The organism is Sphingopyxis macrogoltabida, assembly GCF_001307295.1.
GTDB classification, from domain to species: domain Bacteria; phylum Pseudomonadota; class Alphaproteobacteria; order Sphingomonadales; family Sphingomonadaceae; genus Sphingopyxis; species Sphingopyxis macrogoltabida_B.
The window spans coordinates 4,676,350-4,691,851 of record NZ_CP012700.1 but is presented as its reverse complement, the minus strand read 5'-3'; the positions used below and the strand labels follow the sequence as shown (position 1 = coordinate 4,691,851).

The following is a 15,502-nucleotide window of genomic DNA, read 5'->3' as shown; positions in this document are numbered from 1 at the left end:
TTGAATCTTCGAGAACGAACTTTTGAACTGCTCAAGGCGCATCCTGACCAGCGCTTCAAAGCTCGACAAATTGCAGAGTGGATTCACGCAACTTATCGCACTGAAACGCTCGATAAGATCGAACGGAGTAGTTTCATAGATTCGGAAGCTGCTCTGCTAAATCAACTGGTTGCCGAGATCGGAGCCAATCGCCCGACTTGGCAGCTAAAATTTCCGAGCCTGAGAACGACAGAAGGCCGACCAAGAAAATATTATTGGACGGACAAGACAGAAGCAGAGGAAATCGACGAGGCGGAAGAGGCGGGAAACGATTTTGCCCAGCCTTCGACGGAGCAAACGAACGAGCAGCCTCGGGCGCTTGAGCGTGACCTTTACCCCATGCTTATAGAATTTGTCTCGTCTGAGGCAGGGGCGTCTGCGTCCCGCATAAACGAAGCTACAGCGTCAAACCGCCGTGGCCTTGGCGGGAATAAATGGCTTTATCCTGACATCGTGGCCATCGAATCTTTGACGGCAGGAATGAATAAGGAAGTTACGGGCGCTTTGCAGCATAGTGGAGAGCGTCGAGCTCGGCTTTGGTCTTTCGAAGTGAAGAGGCTGCTGAATCGTTCCAACGTCCGTGAAGCGTATTTCCAAGCCGTATCTAACTCTTCATGGGCAAGTTTCGGTTATCTAGCGGCTGCTGAAATCGAGGGGGCTGACACACTTCGAGAAATTCAGATGCTTTATGGCGTCCATGGGATTGGACTGATCGAAATTGATATGGAAAGTCCAACCGAAAGCGTGATCCGAATCCCGGCGCGCGAAAGATTGTCGGTGGAATGGTCGATGTGCAGTAGATTGGCTGATGAGAACCGCGACTTCGCAACGTTCATGAAAAAGGTTCGCCAATTTTATCAAACCGGCGATTTGTGATCATCACTCCACCCTGAGCGCCTCCAATATCTCATCAAACACGATCACCTTCGGATGGCTGCCGATCTCGCTCGCGACACCCGCCCCCACCAGCACCGCTACATTGTTCGCCGACGCCTGATAGGTCACGCCGATCTGCTGCGCGATGTCCGTGATCGTCATCGCGGGCTGCTGAAACGCCAGATCGATGATACGCGGCAGCAAGGCCGACTGCCGCGCTTGCTGGAACCGCTCGCGATACTGCGTCTGCAAATCCTGCAACCGCTCGACGACGCGGATCGTGCCGAGCGCGGATTCGGTCACCGCTTCCAGAAAGAAAGACAGCCACGGCAGCCATTCGCCCTTCCGCGATACCTCGTACATCAGGTCGATATAGCGGTCCTTATGCCGCTCCAGCCACGGCGACATATAGAGCAGCGGCTGACGTAGCGTGTCGCTCTGGATCAGGATCAGCGTGATCAGCATCCGGCCGACACGGCCGTTCCCGTCGGCGAACGGGTGGATCGTCTCGAACTGATAATGCGCCAGCGCCGCATCGATCAGCGGCGGCAGGTCGCCCCGATCCGCCCGATTGATGAACTTGGCCAGATCGTCCAGCGCATCGGCGGCCTCGCGCGGCGGCGGCGGGATGAAACGTGCCGTCTCGATCCGTCCAGTTCCGCCTATCCAGTTCTGATCCCGCTTGAGCTCGCCGGCATCGACAGCGGCGCCACGGTGCTTCGCCACGCCATCGAGCAGCAAGCGATGCGCATTGCGTAGCAGGCGACTCGATATCGGCAGTTCATCTAGCTGCTGAATGGCGGTTTCCAAGCCCCGCACATAATTATAGACCTCCCGATTATCCTCGCGCTTCCCGGCATCGCCCGCCCCGGCTTCAAACAAGAATAGATCGGACAGCGTCGTGTAGGTGCCCTCCATGCCCGACGACGAAACGGCTTCGCGCCTCTGCAGAGGGCGGATAAGAAGCATCGGGTTGGCCATGCCGCGGCCAATCCCGCGCAACTCGCCAATAGCCTGAGAGGCTGCGGAAAGCTGTGCCGCCAGCGGATTCAGGTCGAGCACAGGCGGCAGTTTGTGCGGCACAAAGGCTTTGCGCCCGCCAATCGTTGGAACGAGGGTGCCGGTAGCAGCTTCGCCAAACCCGTTCTGTTCCATTCTCGCTTCCTTGAAGATGGGTCGGGAGTTTTCTACAAAATCTTTGTTTCGTTGAAAACTACTTTCTCCTTTTCAACGAACGTTGGAAACCAAAACGGATCAGCTTCGATCCCGCTTCGTACAGTCTCGCACCACCCCCACACCATGCTACATTCCCACCCATGCGCGCCCGGAACCCCCTCTACGTCATGGCCAAGCCGCCGCCGGAGGTGCAGGCGGCGATCGCCGCGTTGCCCCGCAACGACCCCGGGCGCGGGCCCGAGCTGCTCCATGTCACGCTCATCTCGCTCTACGACCTGCACCGTGCGCCGCCCGAGTGGCTGCCCGCGACCATCGCCGCGCTGGGGAGCTTCGCCGCGGCGCCCTTCCCGCTCCGCTTCGACCGGATCGAGAATCGCAAGGCGGTGACGCTGCGCACGCGCGATCCGCTGGCGGAGGCGCGGGCGTTCCAGAAGGCGCTGGTCGACCATCTGCTGCGCGAAAAGGCACCGATCATGGACGGCACCACCCCCGAACCGCACATCACGATCAACTATCGCGGCGATCGCTTGAACGCACAGAAAATGCCGCCGATCGGCTGGACGGTCGACGAGATCATCCTGACCGAAAGCATCGTCGGCAAGACCACCCATGTCGAACATGGCCGGTGGAGGCTGCGCGGGGGGGGCGGGCTGACAGGGGCAGCTTTGGGGTGGAAAGCGGACGGCGCTTCTTTACAACGAGGCTATGTTCAAGAGAGCTAAACCAACTGGCAAAGGCACGGTGCCTAGCCACCTTAGAGATCGATTCCGGTATTTGGACGGGCTCGCGCCTGCCAGTGCTTTAGGGGTGTGGCGTAAATTGACAACAGTCGCCGTAGGCGGCCTTCAGCACATTGGGTTTGCGTCGAAATCTGACCTACTCTTGGTTGTCTCGGTTAGCGGACGTGGCGTCGTTGATTGCGCAACCGGCGGCAAAGTCGCAAGAGATGATGAAGAATATTACCCCGATTTCAGTTCTTTAGAGGCCGAAGGCATAGGCCCGTTGGTGGGGCAGCAGATTCGAGTAGCCGGGATCTCCGGCGGCGGCTTATCCCACGCCACCGAAGACGGATGGCTTATCGAACTGCATCCGCTTTCATGGCCAGAGGAAGAGTTTTTCCTGTGTCCACCGGGACAGACAATGCTGTGGAATCCTCCTGCAACCGAACCCGAGTTGTTTAAGCTAAGGCCGTTGTCGTCCTCATTGGTAGCATATGGTTTTTCCCCGACCGGTAGATCTCTGGTCATAGCTACATCTTCGGACTTGGAGATATACAGCCGCGCTTAACGTCTGCAATCGGTCGCGACCGGACGTCGAACCTGCCCCACCGCGGCCGCCCGATCCTATTTCGTATCCCCGACCCTCGCACCCCCTTTCCTACATTATCCCGCCATGCTTCATCCTGCCGGATGACAAACCAGACCCCGCCCGCTCGCCCCGCCCGGCCCGACGCTTTGCAAAGCCTCGCCGCCTCGCTCCCCTCCTTTGCGCCGGCACAGTTGCAGCGACAGCGCAGCGCCGGCTGGACGCCCGATCGCCAGCGCAAGTTCATCGAGGCGCTCGCGTCGTCGGCCTGCGTGACCGAGGCGGCGGCGAGTGTCGGGCTGTCGGCGACGTCCGCCTATAACCTCCGCCGCCGCCCCGATGCGCAGGCGTTTCGGCTGGCGTGGGATGCGGCGATCGATTTCGGGATGCGGCGCCTCGTCGATGCGGCGCTGGCGCGCGCGGTCCACGGCGTCGCCGTGCCGATCTTTTACAAAGGCGAACAGGTCGGCGAGCGGCGCGAATATCCCGAGCATCTCGCGATGTTCCTGATGCGCGCGCACGATCCCGCCCGCTTCGGGGCGCCGCACCCCGCCGCGCGCACGCGCTTGTGCAACAGCTCGGCCTGCTTCGGGTCGCGGGCGTAAATTCCGGCGAGCGTCGGCCAGCCGGTGGCGTCGGGCCTTTCCCATTCACTCTGCCACATCGCGACGAGCTCGCGGGCAAAGCTCTGCATCATCCCCGGCGGGGTCGTCACTGCGGTCTTGCTCGGTTTGTCGGGCTTGCCGTCGGTGCCGAGGCGGGTGAGCTGGATCACGCGGTCCTTGGGAAAGGCGAATTCCTCGAGCAGGTCGATCTCGCCCGCATCGAGTTTGCCGTCGCGGCGGAGATGGCGGATCACCAGCTTCGCTTCGTCTTCGCCGATATACTTGCGGTAAAGGCCGGGGTTCTTCGGGTCCTTCACCGGCGCCCATTCGGTCAGCAGCCGGAAGATCTCGGGCGCGGCGACCGCTGCATCGTCGAGCGGCTTGGCATAGGCCGCCTCCCACTCGGTCGCGGGCAGCCCCTCGACCTTAGCGGGCGTGGCGCCGGTCTGGGCGAGCAAGGGCGAGCAAAGGAAAAGCGACGCGGCAATCGCGGCGCCGGACGTCAGGGTCAATCGGAACATGCTTCCTCCCTCGACCCGCCGCCTGCCTATCACCCCCGCCGCGCCATGCAAGCGGAACCGGTGCGGTGGGAAGAGGGCAGGCGCACAGCAAGCCATTGACCGCGGCGCGCGAAAACGGCAAAGGCGGCGGCGATGCGGGTGTAGCTCAATGGTAGAGCAGAAGCTTCCCAAGCTTACGACGAGGGTTCGATTCCCTTCACCCGCTCCAGGCTTTCGCGGCGATTTAGCAGGGCTAAATCGCGACCGGCGAAAGCCCGGCCCGCCCGCGCAGCGGGACTGACGGCACGGCTTTGCCGTGCCGGCCCCTCGCTTCCGCTAAACCACTTCCACCGTCACCTGCTGCTCGATCAGCTCGATCTCGCCATAGGCGGTGAGGAAACTGATGTCGGCCGCGTCGCGGCCGACGCCGATCACGGCTATATCGCCGGCGTCGGCCATCCCGGTCGCATCGACGAGGTGCCAGCTGCCGCCCAGATACACCTCGACGACCGCATGGAAGTCCTGCGGGGCAACGTCAGGCGCATAGCCGCTCGCGACCCGCGCCGGGATCGCGGCGGCGCGCGCCAGCGTCACCATCACATGGGCATAGTCGCGACAGACCCCGCGCCGTTCGACGAAACTGTCGAGCGCGCCGGTGTCGGCATCGCTCGATCCCGCGGCATAGGTGAAATGCGTCTCGATCCAGTCGCGCATCGCCCCGATCTTTGCGCCGCCCTCGACGCCGCCGAACTCGTCGGTGACAAAGCTCAGAAACTTGTTCGACGGGCAATAGCGCGATTCGTTGAGATATTGGACGGTCTCGGCGGGCAGCCGGTGCATCGGCACCTGCGGCAGGCCGCGCCAGTCGTTCGCCGCGCGCACGATCTCGACCGTCGCCGAATATCGGGCATCGAGCCGATCGGCGCAGCTCAGCCAGATGCGTTCGCCGATCCCGTCCTGCGCCGCGATGCGCGCGAAATTGGTGCAGGTGCCGACGTCGAGCGTAGCCCCGCCTATCCGCTGGTCCGGCAGTGCCGCCGCCTCGATCTGCAGCATCAGGTCGACGGGATCGCGAAGGCGATAGGCAAGCGAGGCCGATATTTCGAGTTTCATCGCGCAACAATGCTCCACAAACGATCCGATGTCGCTAGAGGAACGCAAGAGGCCGCGCGGTGGCCGCATCCGCCCCGGCGAGAATGAAAAGATTTCCATGACCCCTGCGCGTACCATTCCGTTCATCGTCGCGACGATCTTCATGGATGCGGTCGGTTTCGGCATCATCATGCCGGTGCTGCCGCAGCTCGTGATGGAGGTCGGGCGGATCGACCTGCCGCATGCGATCGAGGTCGGGGCGTGGATCGGGCTTGTCATGGCGATCGCGACCTTCGTCGCTTCGCCGGTGCTCGGCAATCTGTCGGACCGCTTCGGGCGGCGGCGCGTGCTGCTGCTCGCGCTCGGCGGGCTTGCGGTCGACTATGCGTTGCTGACGGTGGTCGAAACCCTGCCCTGGCTGTTCATCGCGCGGGCGCTGTCGGGCATCTTCGGCGGCAGCTATGCCGCGGCGCAGGCGGCGATCGCCGACATCACCGCACCCGAACAGCGTGCGCGCAATTTCGGCTTCGTCGGCGCCGCCTTCGGCATCGGCTTCGTCGCCGGGCCGGCGCTCGGCGGCTTCCTCGGCGAGATCGGACCGCGCGCGCCGTTCGTCGCCGCCGCGATCCTCGCCGCCGCCAACATGCTCTATGGCCTCTTCATTTTTCCCGAAACGCTGCCGCCCGAGCGCCGCCGCGCCTTCGACTGGCGGCGCGCCAACCCGCTCGGCGCCTTCCGGACAATGCGCAAGCTGCCGGGGATGAACGGTGTCGCGGCGGTGCTGGTGCTGTGGCAGATCGCCAGCCTCGTCTACCCGATGACGTGGAGCTTCTATTGCATCGCCCAGCTCGGCTGGACGCCGGGGATGATCGGCGCCAGCCTCGCCGCCGTCGGGGTGATGATCGCGCTCGGGCAGGTCTTCGTCGTCGGCCCCGCGGTGGCACGCTTCGGCGAGCGCGACGCGGCGACGCTCGGCATCCTCGTCGCGACGCTCGTCTATATCGGCTATGCCTTCACCACCTCGACCGTCGGCGCCTTCCTGCTGCTGATCCCCGTCGCGCTGCAGGCACCGGTCCAGCCGGCGCTGATGGCGATGATGTCGCGCCGCGCAACCGCCGAGACGCAGGGCGAGGTACAGGGGATTTCGGCGATGGCGATGGGGCTGGGACAGCTTGTCGCGCCGCTACTGCTCACCGGGACGATGGCATATTTCACGGCCGACGCCGCGCCGGTGCATTTTCCGGGCGCAGCCTTCGTCGTAGCGGCGCTCTTCGGCTGGCTGGCGATCCTGATGCTGCGCCGCCTGCCGCGCGCGCAGGCGTCCGATCAGATGCCGCCGGCGGTCACCGGATAGCCGAGCGCCTCGAACCCGGCGGTCAGCATCGCCACGCAGGCGGCGACCGCAGCGCCATCGGTCGATCGAATGACGAAATTGGCACCGACCTTGCCCTCGCGGAAAAAGGGATAGCTGCCGATCGCGACGCCGGGGTGATCCTTTTCGCCTTGACGCAGCAGGTCGGCGACCTCGCTCTCGGGCGCCCATGCGCCGATCGTCTCCGCGACCAGCGGCGCGCCGCCCTCGAGCTCGCCGGTCAGCGCGTCGAGCATCCCCGCAGTGATGTGCGGCACCCCTGCCATCACGAACAGATTGCCGATCCGGATACCGGGCGCGCCCGACATGCGGTTCGGGATCAGCTCGGCGCCGTCGGGCGTGCGCGCCATGCGCAGCCGCGCTTCGGTCAGTTCGCCGCCCCGCGCGCTATAATAGCGTTCGAGGATCGCGCGGGCATCGGGATGGACGATCACGCCGACGCCGAGCGCTTTCGCCACCGCATCGACGGTGATGTCGTCGTGCGTCGGGCCGATGCCGCCGGTGGTGAACACATAATCATAACGGGCGCGGATGGCGTTGAGCGCATCGACGATCTCGTCCTCGACATCGGGAACGATGCGCACCTCGCGCAGCCTGATGCCCTGCACGTCGAGCCAGGTCGCGATCTGGGCGACATTCTTGTCCTGCGTGCGGCCGGAGAGGATTTCGTCGCCGATCACCAGCACGGCGGCGGTCCAGATGCGTTCGTCGCTCATGGCATCATGCTCTACCTGTCTATGGTGACAAAACAACCCCGCTGGCAGCCGGATCATGTTCCTGATATGTTCGCATCCGACTCGCAATCGGTGGGAGAAGCGCGATGGCCGAAGATTTGATTTTCTATACCAACCCTATGTCGCGCGGCCAGATCGTGCGCTGGATGCTCGAAGAGGTCGGCGCACCCTATGAGCCGCGCATTCTCGATTATGGCACGACCATGAAGGGCGCCGCCTATCTCGCGGTCAATCCGATGGGCAAGGTGCCGGCGATCGTCCACAACGGCAAGGCGATCACCGAATGCGCTGCAATCTGCGCCTATCTCGCCGACGCCTTCCCCGCTGCGGGGCTCGCGCCGGCGCCCGCCGACCGCGCCGACTATTATCGCTGGCTATTCTTCACCGCCGGGCCCGTCGAACAGGCGATCACCGCCAAGCATTTCGGGATCGAACCCGATGTCGACCAACAGCGGATGGCGGGCTTCGGCTCGCTCGCCGCGGCGCTCGACACGCTCGAAAGCGCGGTCGCGGACAAGGCCTTCGTCGCGGGCGACCGCTTCACCGCCGCCGACGTCTATGTCGGCAGCCAGATCGACTGGGGGCTGCAATTCGGCACCATCCCGTCACGCCCGGCGTTCGAGACCTATGTCGCGCCGCTGCGCGAACGCGCGGCCTACAAGCGCGCCAAGGAAATCGACAACGGCCTGATCGCCGAGATGCAGGCGGCGAACCCGGCGTGAGGCATGCGGAGGGCGGTCGCGTCGGCCGCCCGCCCCGCAACGATCAGAAAATCCCGGCCGCCAACCCTTCCGCCAGCGTGGCGCCGAGGTCGCGCGCTTCGGCGAGCCGCGCTGCCGCTATGGTCTTCGGCGCCATGATCGCCTCGGGCGTTTGCGCAGCGGTATGGACGATCACCGGGTCGGCGACGCGCCTAAGCCGCCAGCCGGTGGCGATCCGGTCGAGCTGGCGCTGGGCGTTTTCGCCGTCCGACCCCGCGCAGACGATCGTCGCATAGGGCCGCCCTTCGAGCCGGCCGAGGCACGGGTAATAGCAGCGGTCGAACATCTCCTTCATCGCTCCCGACAGTGCCGCGAGATTTTCGGGACCGACGAAGAGATAACCGGCGGCCGCCAGCAGATGCTCGGGCGTCACGTCCCCGGCCGCGATGCGCTCGGCCGTCTCCGCCCCTTCGGCGGCAGCGCGCGCGAGCGCTGCGCTGCCGCCGGTGCGGCTGTGCCAGATGACGAGCAGTTGCGGAGCGTCGGCCATGCGGCGATGCTTGCCAAGCTGGGAAGCGCGGCGCAAGCTGCTCGGAAATATGGGGGAGACATGCCATGCGCCGACTGACCGCCCTGCTGCTTGCCGGCAGCCTGCCCTTCACCGCCGCCGCACAGGACGCCGCGAGCGAGGCGACGCGCACCACGCAGGCCGAAATCGCCAAACGCCTGCCCCTCGACGACCCGCGCGACGAGGCCAATGCGACACGCGGCAAGCTCGCCGAAATCGCCGACGGCGTGATCGCCGGCAAGGACAGCAAGCCGGTGTGGGACCGGCGGCCCTATGCGTTTCTGGGCGATGCGAAGGCGCCCGACACGGTAAATCCGTCGCTGTGGCGGCAGGCGCGGCTCAACGCCGTGCACGGGTTGTTCGAGGTCGTCCCCGGCAAGATCTGGCAACTGCGCGGTTACGATATTTCGGTGATGACGATCATCCGCGGCAAAACGGGATGGATCGTCGTCGACCCCTTGCTGTCCGAAGAGGCGGCCGCCGCCGGCTGGAAACTGTTCGCCGACACCGTCGAGGCGAAATCGGGCAAGCTGCCGGTCAGGGCGGTCATCTTCAGCCACAGCCACAGCGACCATTTCGGCGGCGTCGGCGGCATCGTCACCCCCGAACAGGTCAGGAAGGAGAGGATCCGCATCATCGCCCCGCACGGCTTTTCGGAGGAAGCGACCTCCGAAAACGTCCTCGCCGGCGGCGCAATGGGACGGCGCGCGCTCTATATGTTCGGGTCGATCCTGCCGCCCGGCCCGGCGGGTCAGGTCGACACCGGGCTGGGACCGAAACTGTCGTCGGGCACGATCGGCTATATGGAGCCGACCGAGACCGTCGCCGCGACCGGCGGCACGCTGACGATCGACGGGCTCGCTTTCGAATTTCTCGATGCCGGCGGCACCGAAGCACCGTCGGAATTCGTCTTCTACATCCCCGCCTACAAGGCGCTGCATACGACCGAGGTCGTCACGCACAATCTCCACAATATCCTGACCCTGCGCGGCGCGCAGGTCCGCGACGCATTGCACTGGTCGAAGGTGATCGACGCGATGCTGCTGAGATGGGGCGGCAAAGCCGAGGTCGCGATGGCCTCGCATCACTGGCCGACGTGGGGCACGGGCGAGGTCGGCGCGCTGCTGACGAACCAGCGCGACGCCTATCGCTATGTCCACGACCGCACGCTCTTCCTCGCCAACCGCGGCGCCACCCTGCACGAGCTGGCCGACCAGACGCCCGAGGCACCGGTGCAGGCGGCCGATTTTTCGACGCGCGGCTATTATGGCACCCTCAACCACGACATGAAGGCGACCTATCAGCGCTATTTCGGCTGGTGGGACGGCAATCCCGCGAACTTCAACCCGCTGCCGCCCGAACAAAGCGCGGCGAAATATGTCGCACTCGCCGGCGGCGCCGACAAATTGCTCGCGGCGGGCAAGGCGGCGATCGCGGCGGGCGAATATCGCTGGGCGGCCGAGCTGCTGAACAAGCTCGTCTTTGCCGAACCCGACAACAAGGCGGCGCGCGGCGCGCTCGCCTCGGCCTATGACCAGCTCGGCTATCAGTCCGAATCTGGTGCGTGGCGCAACTATTATCTTGCGGCAGCAGCCAGCCTGCGCGGCACCGCGCTCGACAATCTGTCGGGCAACGGCCAGAGCCGCAGCTTCGTCAGCGCGATCCCGACCGCCGTCTTTTTCGACGCGCTCGCGACGCGCTTCGATGCCGCGAAGGGCGCGGCGCTGAAAGGAACATTCCAGTTCGTCCTGCCCGACAGCAAGGAAGCGGTGTCGGTGGTCGTCGGCGGCGGGGTCGAATTCCCGCGCTACGGCGTGACCGACGCGGCGCCGACCGCGACGATCACCATCGACCGCAAGACGCTCGACGACGTGATGCTCGGGCAAGCGCAATTTCCGGCGCTGCTCCAGTCGGGCGTGATCCGCATCGACGGCGACCGCATGGCGTTCCTGTCGTGGTTCGCGCTCCACCCGCCCGCCGATCCGCGCTTCAATGTGGTTGTGCCATAACTATTGCCCGCTCCGATCCGTTCGTGTCGAGCGAAGTCGAGACACCCATCGGGATGGCACCAAACCGAGCAGCATCTCGACTTCGCTCGATGCGAACGGGAATATTAGGTGTTTCAGTCTCCCGCGATGATTCTAAGAAAGGATCATGACCGAGCACCCCGCGCCGCCGACCGACCCCTTCGCCCCCGACGCTCTCAACGCCGCCGAAGGCCTCGACCCGGTCGACCCCGCCTATGGCCATGTCCTGCGTATCGCGACCGCGCTCAACATGGTGCCGCTGGCGATCGGCGCGAGCGTGCTCGACTATTTCGTCATGCCCGCGATCGGCGGCCCCTATGGCCTCGTCACCGCGCTCGCCTGGGTGCTGGCGGCTCTTGCGGTCGCGACCTTTCCGGCGCGGCGTGTCGCCCGCTGGGGCTTCAAGATCGGCGAGGGACAATTGCGCGTCGCGCGCGGCTGGCTGTTCCGCACCGATACGATCGTCCCCTTCGTCCGCGTCCAGCATATCGACGTCGGGCAGGGGCCGATCGAGCGCTGGTTCGGCCTGTCGCACCTTGTCGTCCATACGTCGGGCACCCACAACAGCACGGTGACGCTGCCCGGACTCCACGCCGACCTCGCCGCCGCGATGCGCGAGACGATCCGCCGCCATATCCAGACCGATTTCGCATGAGCGACGCGGCCGCCCTGCCCGCCGCCGCAGACGAGCCGCACTGGCAGCGGCTGCACCCAGCGACGCTCGCGCTGGCGATCGTCCGGCTTGGCCCGCGCAGCCTCAATTTCCTGCCCGCCGTTGCCGCACTCGGCTTCACCGGCAACTGGGTCTATATCATCCCGGCGATCCTTGCCTTCATCCTGCTGTCGCTCGTCGCCGCCTGGCTCCACTGGCTGCGCTTCCGTTTTGCCGTCGGCCCCGACGAGGTGGTGATCGAAAGCGGCGTCCTTGCGCGCCAGCACCGCACCATCCCCTTCGACCGCATCCAGGACGTCAGCATCGAACAAGGCCTCGCCGCGCGCGCGCTCGGCATCGCCAAGGTGGGGTTCGAGACCGGGGCCGGCGGCAAGGAGAATGACGCCGATCTCGACGCCATCGCCATCGACGCCGCGCAGGCGCTGCGCACGACGATCCGCGCCCACCGCAGCGACGCCGCCGCCACCGCTCCCGCCGCAGTGGGCGCCTCCGATGCGGTGCCGGCCGGCGCGGCCGAGGACCGGCTGCTCTTTGCAATGGGCCCGCGCCGGCTGCTGGTCGCCGGAACGTTCAACTTCTCGCTCGCCGCGCTCGCGGTCGTCGGCGCGGGCATGCAGCTGTTCGACAACCTCCTGCCCTTCGACTTCAACTTTTTAAACCCGCGCGACTGGATCGACATCGCCGAGGATTATGGCCTCGACCAGTGGGTCATCGCGCATCGCTGGATCGCCGGGATCGGCGCGCTGCTGTCTCTGCTGTTCATCGGCTTCGTCAGCGGCATCGCGACGATGTTTTTCGCCAACTGGGATTTCCGCCTGACGCGCGAGCCACGTGCGCTCCGCCGCACGCGCGGCCTGACGACGCGCACCGACGTCGCGGTGCCGGTGCGCCGGGTGCAGGCGGCGATCGTCACCACCGGCTGGCTGCGGCGGCGCTTCGGCTGGCGCGAACTGCGCCTGCAAAGCCTCGCTAGCGACGGCGCGACCGAAAGGGACCATCAGGTCGTCCCCTTCGGACAGTGGGACGACATCGACCCCGTCCTCGCCGAAGTCGCGATCGCACGCCCCGGCGAGGACCAGCCTTGGCAGCACAGCCACCGCGTCATCGCACTCGGCGGCCTTGTCGGCGCCGTCTTTGCCGCGACGGGCGGCGTCGTCGCGCTGTCGCTCGGCCAGCCCGCGGGCTGGCTCGGGCCGGCGGCGGGGCTGCTGATTGCCGCAGGTTCGCTGTTCGGGACGCGCTTCCACCGCTGGACCGACCTTGGCGACATGGTCGCGATCCGCCGCGGCTGGTGGAAACCTCGGATGACCCTGTTGCCGCACGCGTCGGTGCAGAGCGTCGACCTCAAGAGCGATTTCGTGCTGCGCCCGCTCGGCCTCGCGACCCTCGTGTTCGGTGTCCCCGGCGGCAGCGCGCTCGCGAGCCACGAAATCCCGGCGATCCCGCTCGACACCGCAAAGCACCTCCGCCTGCGCATCCTCGCGGCGCGCGCCCGGCAGGAGAGCCCGCGATGAGCGACGCCGCGCTCGGCATAACGCGCTCGATCACGGGGCAGCCCTGGCACTGGCGCCGGGCGAGCGCCGACATGACGTCGGAAAATCTGGCCCCCGACGACCTCGTCACGCAGCTCCTCCTCGCCCGCGGCGTGCCGCGCGACGACCTCGAGCGGCAACGCAGCCCGACGCTCCGCGGTTTCATGCCCGACCCGTCGCTGTTCCGCGACATGGACGCCGCGGCGGCACGACTGGCCGACGCGGTCGAGGCGCGCGAGGCGGTGACGATCTTCGGCGACTATGACGTCGACGGCGCGACCTCGGCGGCGTTGCTCGTGCGCCTGCTCCGCGCCCTCGACCTGCCCGTCGGCGCCTATATCCCCGACCGGCTGATGGAAGGTTATGGCCCGTCGGGCGCCGCGCTGGTCAGGATCGGCGAGGCGGGATCGAAGCTCGTCGTCACCGTCGATTGCGGCGCGCAGGCGTTCGACGCGATTTCGGAAGCGAAGGCGGCGGGGGTCGAGGTGATCGTCGTCGACCATCACCAATGCGCGACGACGCTTCCCGCAGCCCTCGCGCTGGTCAACCCGAACCGGCTCGACGAGGAACCTGACGCCGCGATCCACGGCAATCTCGCGGCGGTCGGCGTCGCTTTCCTGCTCGGCGCGGCGCTGCTCCGCACGCTGCGCGCGCGCGGCTATTTTGCGGGCCGAGACGAGCCGGCGCTCATCGACCTGCTCGACCTCGTCGCGCTCGGCACCGTCGCCGACGTCGCGCGCCTCACCGGCTTCAACCGCGCGCTGGTGACGCAGGGGCTGAAGGTGATGGCGCGCCGCGGCAATATCGGCATGGCGGCGCTGATGGACGCGGCGCGGCTCACCAAGCCGCCGACCGCCAGCGACATGGGTTTCGCGCTCGGCCCGCGCATCAACGCCGGCGGCCGCGTCGGCAAGTCCGACCTCGGCGTCCGCCTGCTCACCACCTCCGACCCACAGGAGGCGGCCGACATCGCGCAGGAACTGGGCCGCCTGAACGAGGAGCGCCGCGCGATCGAAGCCGCGGTGCTCGACGAAGCGGTCGCCGCGAGCGTCCAGTGCGGCAACGCCCCGGTCGCGATCGTCGCCGGGCAGGGCTGGCACCCCGGGGTGATCGGCATCGTCGCCGGACGGCTCAAGGAGAAATTGCACCGCCCGGCGATCGTCATTGCGATCGACGAGGATGGCGTCGGCAAAGGATCGGGACGCTCGATTTCGGGCGTCGACCTTGGCGCCGCCATATTGGCCGCGAAGGAGACGGGGCTGCTCGTCGCGGGCGGCGGCCATGCGATGGCGGCGGGACTGACCGTCGCCGCCGACCGGGTCGATGCGCTCGGTGCCTTCCTCAATGACCGGCTCGCCGCCGACGTCGAGCGCGCGAGCGGCGACAAGGTGTTGCTGATCGACGCCGTGCTCGCCCCGCGCGGCATCTCGCCGCTCTGGTGCGAAGCGATCGAAAGCGCCGGCCCCTATGGCGCCGGCTGGCCCGCGCCGCGCGTCGCGACCGGGCCGGTCCGCATCGTCGAGGCGGGAATCGTCGGGACCGACCATGTTCGCCTGATCGTGTCGGGCGAGGACGGCGCGCGATTCAAGGCGATCGCCTTCCGCAGCGCCGAAACCGAACTCGGCCAGGCGCTGCTCCATGCACGCGGGCGCAAATTGTGGCTCGCGGGGCGCGCGAAGCGCGACGATTGGGGCAGCCGCCCCGCCGCCGAACTGCATCTCGAGGATGCAGCCTGGGCGGACGGATGACAGCGTCAGAATATTTCGTGCCAAGAACGGCACCAGCGCGCTTGACCGCGCCGGAATGCCCGTCTAATGCGCCGCTTCACCGGTTGACGGCCCCTTCGTCTAGCGGTCTAGGACGTCGCCCTTTCACGGCGAAAACACGGGTTCGAGTCCCGTAGGGGTCACCACTGGCAGTTATCTGCCGATCTTCGCGCCAGCGCGAAACGATAGATCGGCGAGTTCCCCCAGCGGTTCCCCCACAAGTTCCCCCAGCGCCTCAATTGCGCCGTCCAGAAACTCTTTTGACCAAGGTCCGAAGAGCATGCCTGATCTCGGCGCCGGCATGCCCAATTCGAGGATCTGGAATTCGAAACGGTAGCGCATCCCGCGCAGGTCGTTCTCGACGATCGGGTCGCTCCGCCATAGACGGCAGCCTTCGCCGCGCTCAGCCGCCTGGCGGCACCACGCTTCAGTCTCGGCGTTAATCTGGCGCACAACGGCCGCGACAGGGTCGGCAAGGGGGCTCCTATCTCGAAACAACACTAGCTAGACCTTTACCGGCTTCGACGGGAGGGGCG

At 66.2% G+C, this 15,502-nt stretch carries 14 protein-coding genes and 2 tRNA genes; 10 read left to right on the top strand and 6 right to left on the bottom strand.

Annotated elements, in window-relative coordinates; translation table 11 throughout:
* The gene (locus tag AN936_RS21945; RefSeq protein WP_054589939.1) at positions 1 to 915 is read left to right on the top strand and encodes a hypothetical protein; all 915 of its coding nucleotides are present in this window, start codon (positions 1 to 3) and stop codon (positions 913 to 915) included.
* Between the two features lie 3 nt (positions 916 to 918).
* On the opposite strand, the gene AN936_RS21940 is transcribed toward AN936_RS21945, so the two are convergent.
* Entirely contained in the window at positions 919 to 2,070 is a 1,152-nt protein-coding gene (locus tag AN936_RS21940) for a Fic family protein (protein WP_054589938.1), read from the bottom strand.
* Positions 2,071 to 2,231: 161 nt separating this feature from the next.
* On the opposite strand from AN936_RS21940, the gene AN936_RS21935 reads away from it, so the two are divergent.
* Complete coding sequence (locus tag AN936_RS21935; protein ID WP_149037749.1) at positions 2,232 to 2,813, top strand: 2'-5' RNA ligase family protein; 582 nt, start codon at positions 2,232 to 2,234, stop codon at positions 2,811 to 2,813.
* Between the two features lie 1,031 nt (positions 2,814 to 3,844).
* On the opposite strand, the gene AN936_RS21925 is transcribed toward AN936_RS21935, so the two are convergent.
* Complete coding sequence (locus tag AN936_RS21925) at positions 3,845 to 4,522, bottom strand: hypothetical protein (RefSeq protein ID WP_054589935.1); 678 nt, start codon at positions 4,520 to 4,522, stop codon at positions 3,845 to 3,847.
* 134 nt (positions 4,523 to 4,656) lie between these two features.
* Here AN936_RS21925 and AN936_RS21920 point away from each other — a divergent pair.
* Positions 4,657 to 4,730, top strand: a tRNA-Gly gene (locus AN936_RS21920).
* 107 nt (positions 4,731 to 4,837) lie between these two features.
* Here the strand turns inward: AN936_RS21920 and AN936_RS21915 are convergent.
* Positions 4,838 to 5,614, bottom strand: coding sequence for a transglutaminase-like domain-containing protein (locus tag AN936_RS21915; RefSeq protein WP_054589934.1), 777 nt, complete (start codon positions 5,612 to 5,614; stop codon positions 4,838 to 4,840).
* 97 nt (positions 5,615 to 5,711) lie between these two features.
* On the opposite strand from AN936_RS21915, the gene AN936_RS21910 reads away from it, so the two are divergent.
* Positions 5,712 to 6,947: an MFS transporter gene (locus AN936_RS21910; protein ID WP_054590491.1), complete on the top strand. Its 1,236-nt coding sequence runs from the start codon at positions 5,712 to 5,714 to the stop codon at positions 6,945 to 6,947.
* On the opposite strand, the gene AN936_RS21905 is transcribed toward AN936_RS21910, so the two are convergent.
* Positions 6,920 to 7,681 (bottom strand): competence/damage-inducible protein A, encoded by a 762-nt coding sequence (locus AN936_RS21905; RefSeq protein ID WP_054589933.1) that lies wholly within the window; start codon positions 7,679 to 7,681, stop codon positions 6,920 to 6,922. The genes AN936_RS21910 and AN936_RS21905 overlap by 28 nt on opposite strands.
* A 104-nt stretch (positions 7,682 to 7,785) precedes the next feature.
* Between AN936_RS21905 and AN936_RS21900 the strand changes: the two genes are divergently transcribed.
* The gene (locus AN936_RS21900) at positions 7,786 to 8,421 is read left to right on the top strand and encodes a glutathione S-transferase family protein (RefSeq protein WP_054589932.1); all 636 of its coding nucleotides are present in this window, start codon (positions 7,786 to 7,788) and stop codon (positions 8,419 to 8,421) included.
* A gap of 43 nt (positions 8,422 to 8,464) precedes the next feature.
* Here AN936_RS21900 and AN936_RS21895 read toward each other — a convergent pair whose 3' ends face one another.
* Entirely contained in the window at positions 8,465 to 8,950 is a 486-nt protein-coding gene (locus tag AN936_RS21895; RefSeq protein WP_054589931.1) for a flavodoxin family protein, read from the bottom strand.
* Positions 8,951 to 9,015: 65 nt separating this feature from the next.
* Between AN936_RS21895 and AN936_RS21890 the strand changes: the two genes are divergently transcribed.
* From AN936_RS21890 to AN936_RS21875, 5 genes are all read left to right on the top strand, one after another.
* The gene (locus AN936_RS21890; protein WP_054589930.1) at positions 9,016 to 10,977 is read left to right on the top strand and encodes an alkyl/aryl-sulfatase; all 1,962 of its coding nucleotides are present in this window, start codon (positions 9,016 to 9,018) and stop codon (positions 10,975 to 10,977) included.
* A 145-nt stretch (positions 10,978 to 11,122) separates the two neighbouring features.
* On the top strand, positions 11,123 to 11,650 hold the full coding sequence (locus AN936_RS25655) for a PH domain-containing protein (RefSeq protein WP_234715681.1): 528 nt from the start codon (positions 11,123 to 11,125) through the stop codon (positions 11,648 to 11,650).
* Complete coding sequence (locus AN936_RS21885) at positions 11,647 to 13,182, top strand: PH domain-containing protein (protein WP_234715680.1); 1,536 nt, start codon at positions 11,647 to 11,649, stop codon at positions 13,180 to 13,182. The genes AN936_RS25655 and AN936_RS21885 overlap by 4 nt, the downstream gene beginning before the upstream one ends.
* Positions 13,179 to 14,948: a single-stranded-DNA-specific exonuclease RecJ gene (recJ, locus tag AN936_RS21880; protein ID WP_054589929.1), complete on the top strand. Its 1,770-nt coding sequence runs from the start codon at positions 13,179 to 13,181 to the stop codon at positions 14,946 to 14,948. The genes AN936_RS21885 and recJ overlap by 4 nt, the downstream gene beginning before the upstream one ends.
* 88 nt (positions 14,949 to 15,036) lie before the next feature.
* Positions 15,037 to 15,112 (top strand) — tRNA-Glu (locus tag AN936_RS21875).
* 7 nt (positions 15,113 to 15,119) lie between these two features.
* Here AN936_RS21875 and AN936_RS21870 read toward each other — a convergent pair.
* On the bottom strand, positions 15,120 to 15,419 hold the full coding sequence (locus AN936_RS21870; protein WP_054589928.1) for a hypothetical protein: 300 nt from the start codon (positions 15,417 to 15,419) through the stop codon (positions 15,120 to 15,122).
* Positions 15,420 to 15,502: the final 83 nt, after the last annotated feature.

Excerpts from the sequence above, each read along its gene's own strand:
- AN936_RS21905 (WP_054589933.1), bottom strand. The coding sequence starts at position 7,681 with ATGAGCGACGAACGCATCTGGACCGCCGCCGTGCTGGTGATCGGCGAC.
- AN936_RS21940 (WP_054589938.1), bottom strand. The coding sequence starts at position 2,070 with ATGGAACAGAACGGGTTTGGCGAAGCTGCTACCGGCACCCTCGTTCCA.
- AN936_RS21925 (WP_054589935.1), bottom strand. The coding sequence starts at position 4,522 with ATGTTCCGATTGACCCTGACGTCCGGCGCCGCGATTGCCGCGTCGCTT.
- AN936_RS21900 (WP_054589932.1), top strand. The coding sequence starts at position 7,786 with ATGGCCGAAGATTTGATTTTCTATACCAACCCTATGTCGCGCGGCCAG.
- recJ (WP_054589929.1), top strand. The coding sequence starts at position 13,179 with ATGAGCGACGCCGCGCTCGGCATAACGCGCTCGATCACGGGGCAGCCC.
- AN936_RS21895 (WP_054589931.1), bottom strand. The coding sequence starts at position 8,950 with ATGGCCGACGCTCCGCAACTGCTCGTCATCTGGCACAGCCGCACCGGC.
- AN936_RS21885 (WP_234715680.1), top strand. The coding sequence starts at position 11,647 with ATGAGCGACGCGGCCGCCCTGCCCGCCGCCGCAGACGAGCCGCACTGG.
- AN936_RS25655 (WP_234715681.1), top strand. The coding sequence starts at position 11,123 with ATGACCGAGCACCCCGCGCCGCCGACCGACCCCTTCGCCCCCGACGCT.
- AN936_RS21910 (WP_054590491.1), top strand. The coding sequence starts at position 5,712 with ATGACCCCTGCGCGTACCATTCCGTTCATCGTCGCGACGATCTTCATG.
- AN936_RS21935 (WP_149037749.1), top strand. The coding sequence starts at position 2,232 with ATGCGCGCCCGGAACCCCCTCTACGTCATGGCCAAGCCGCCGCCGGAG.
- AN936_RS21915 (WP_054589934.1), bottom strand. The coding sequence starts at position 5,614 with ATGAAACTCGAAATATCGGCCTCGCTTGCCTATCGCCTTCGCGATCCC.
- AN936_RS21890 (WP_054589930.1), top strand. The coding sequence starts at position 9,016 with ATGCGCCGACTGACCGCCCTGCTGCTTGCCGGCAGCCTGCCCTTCACC.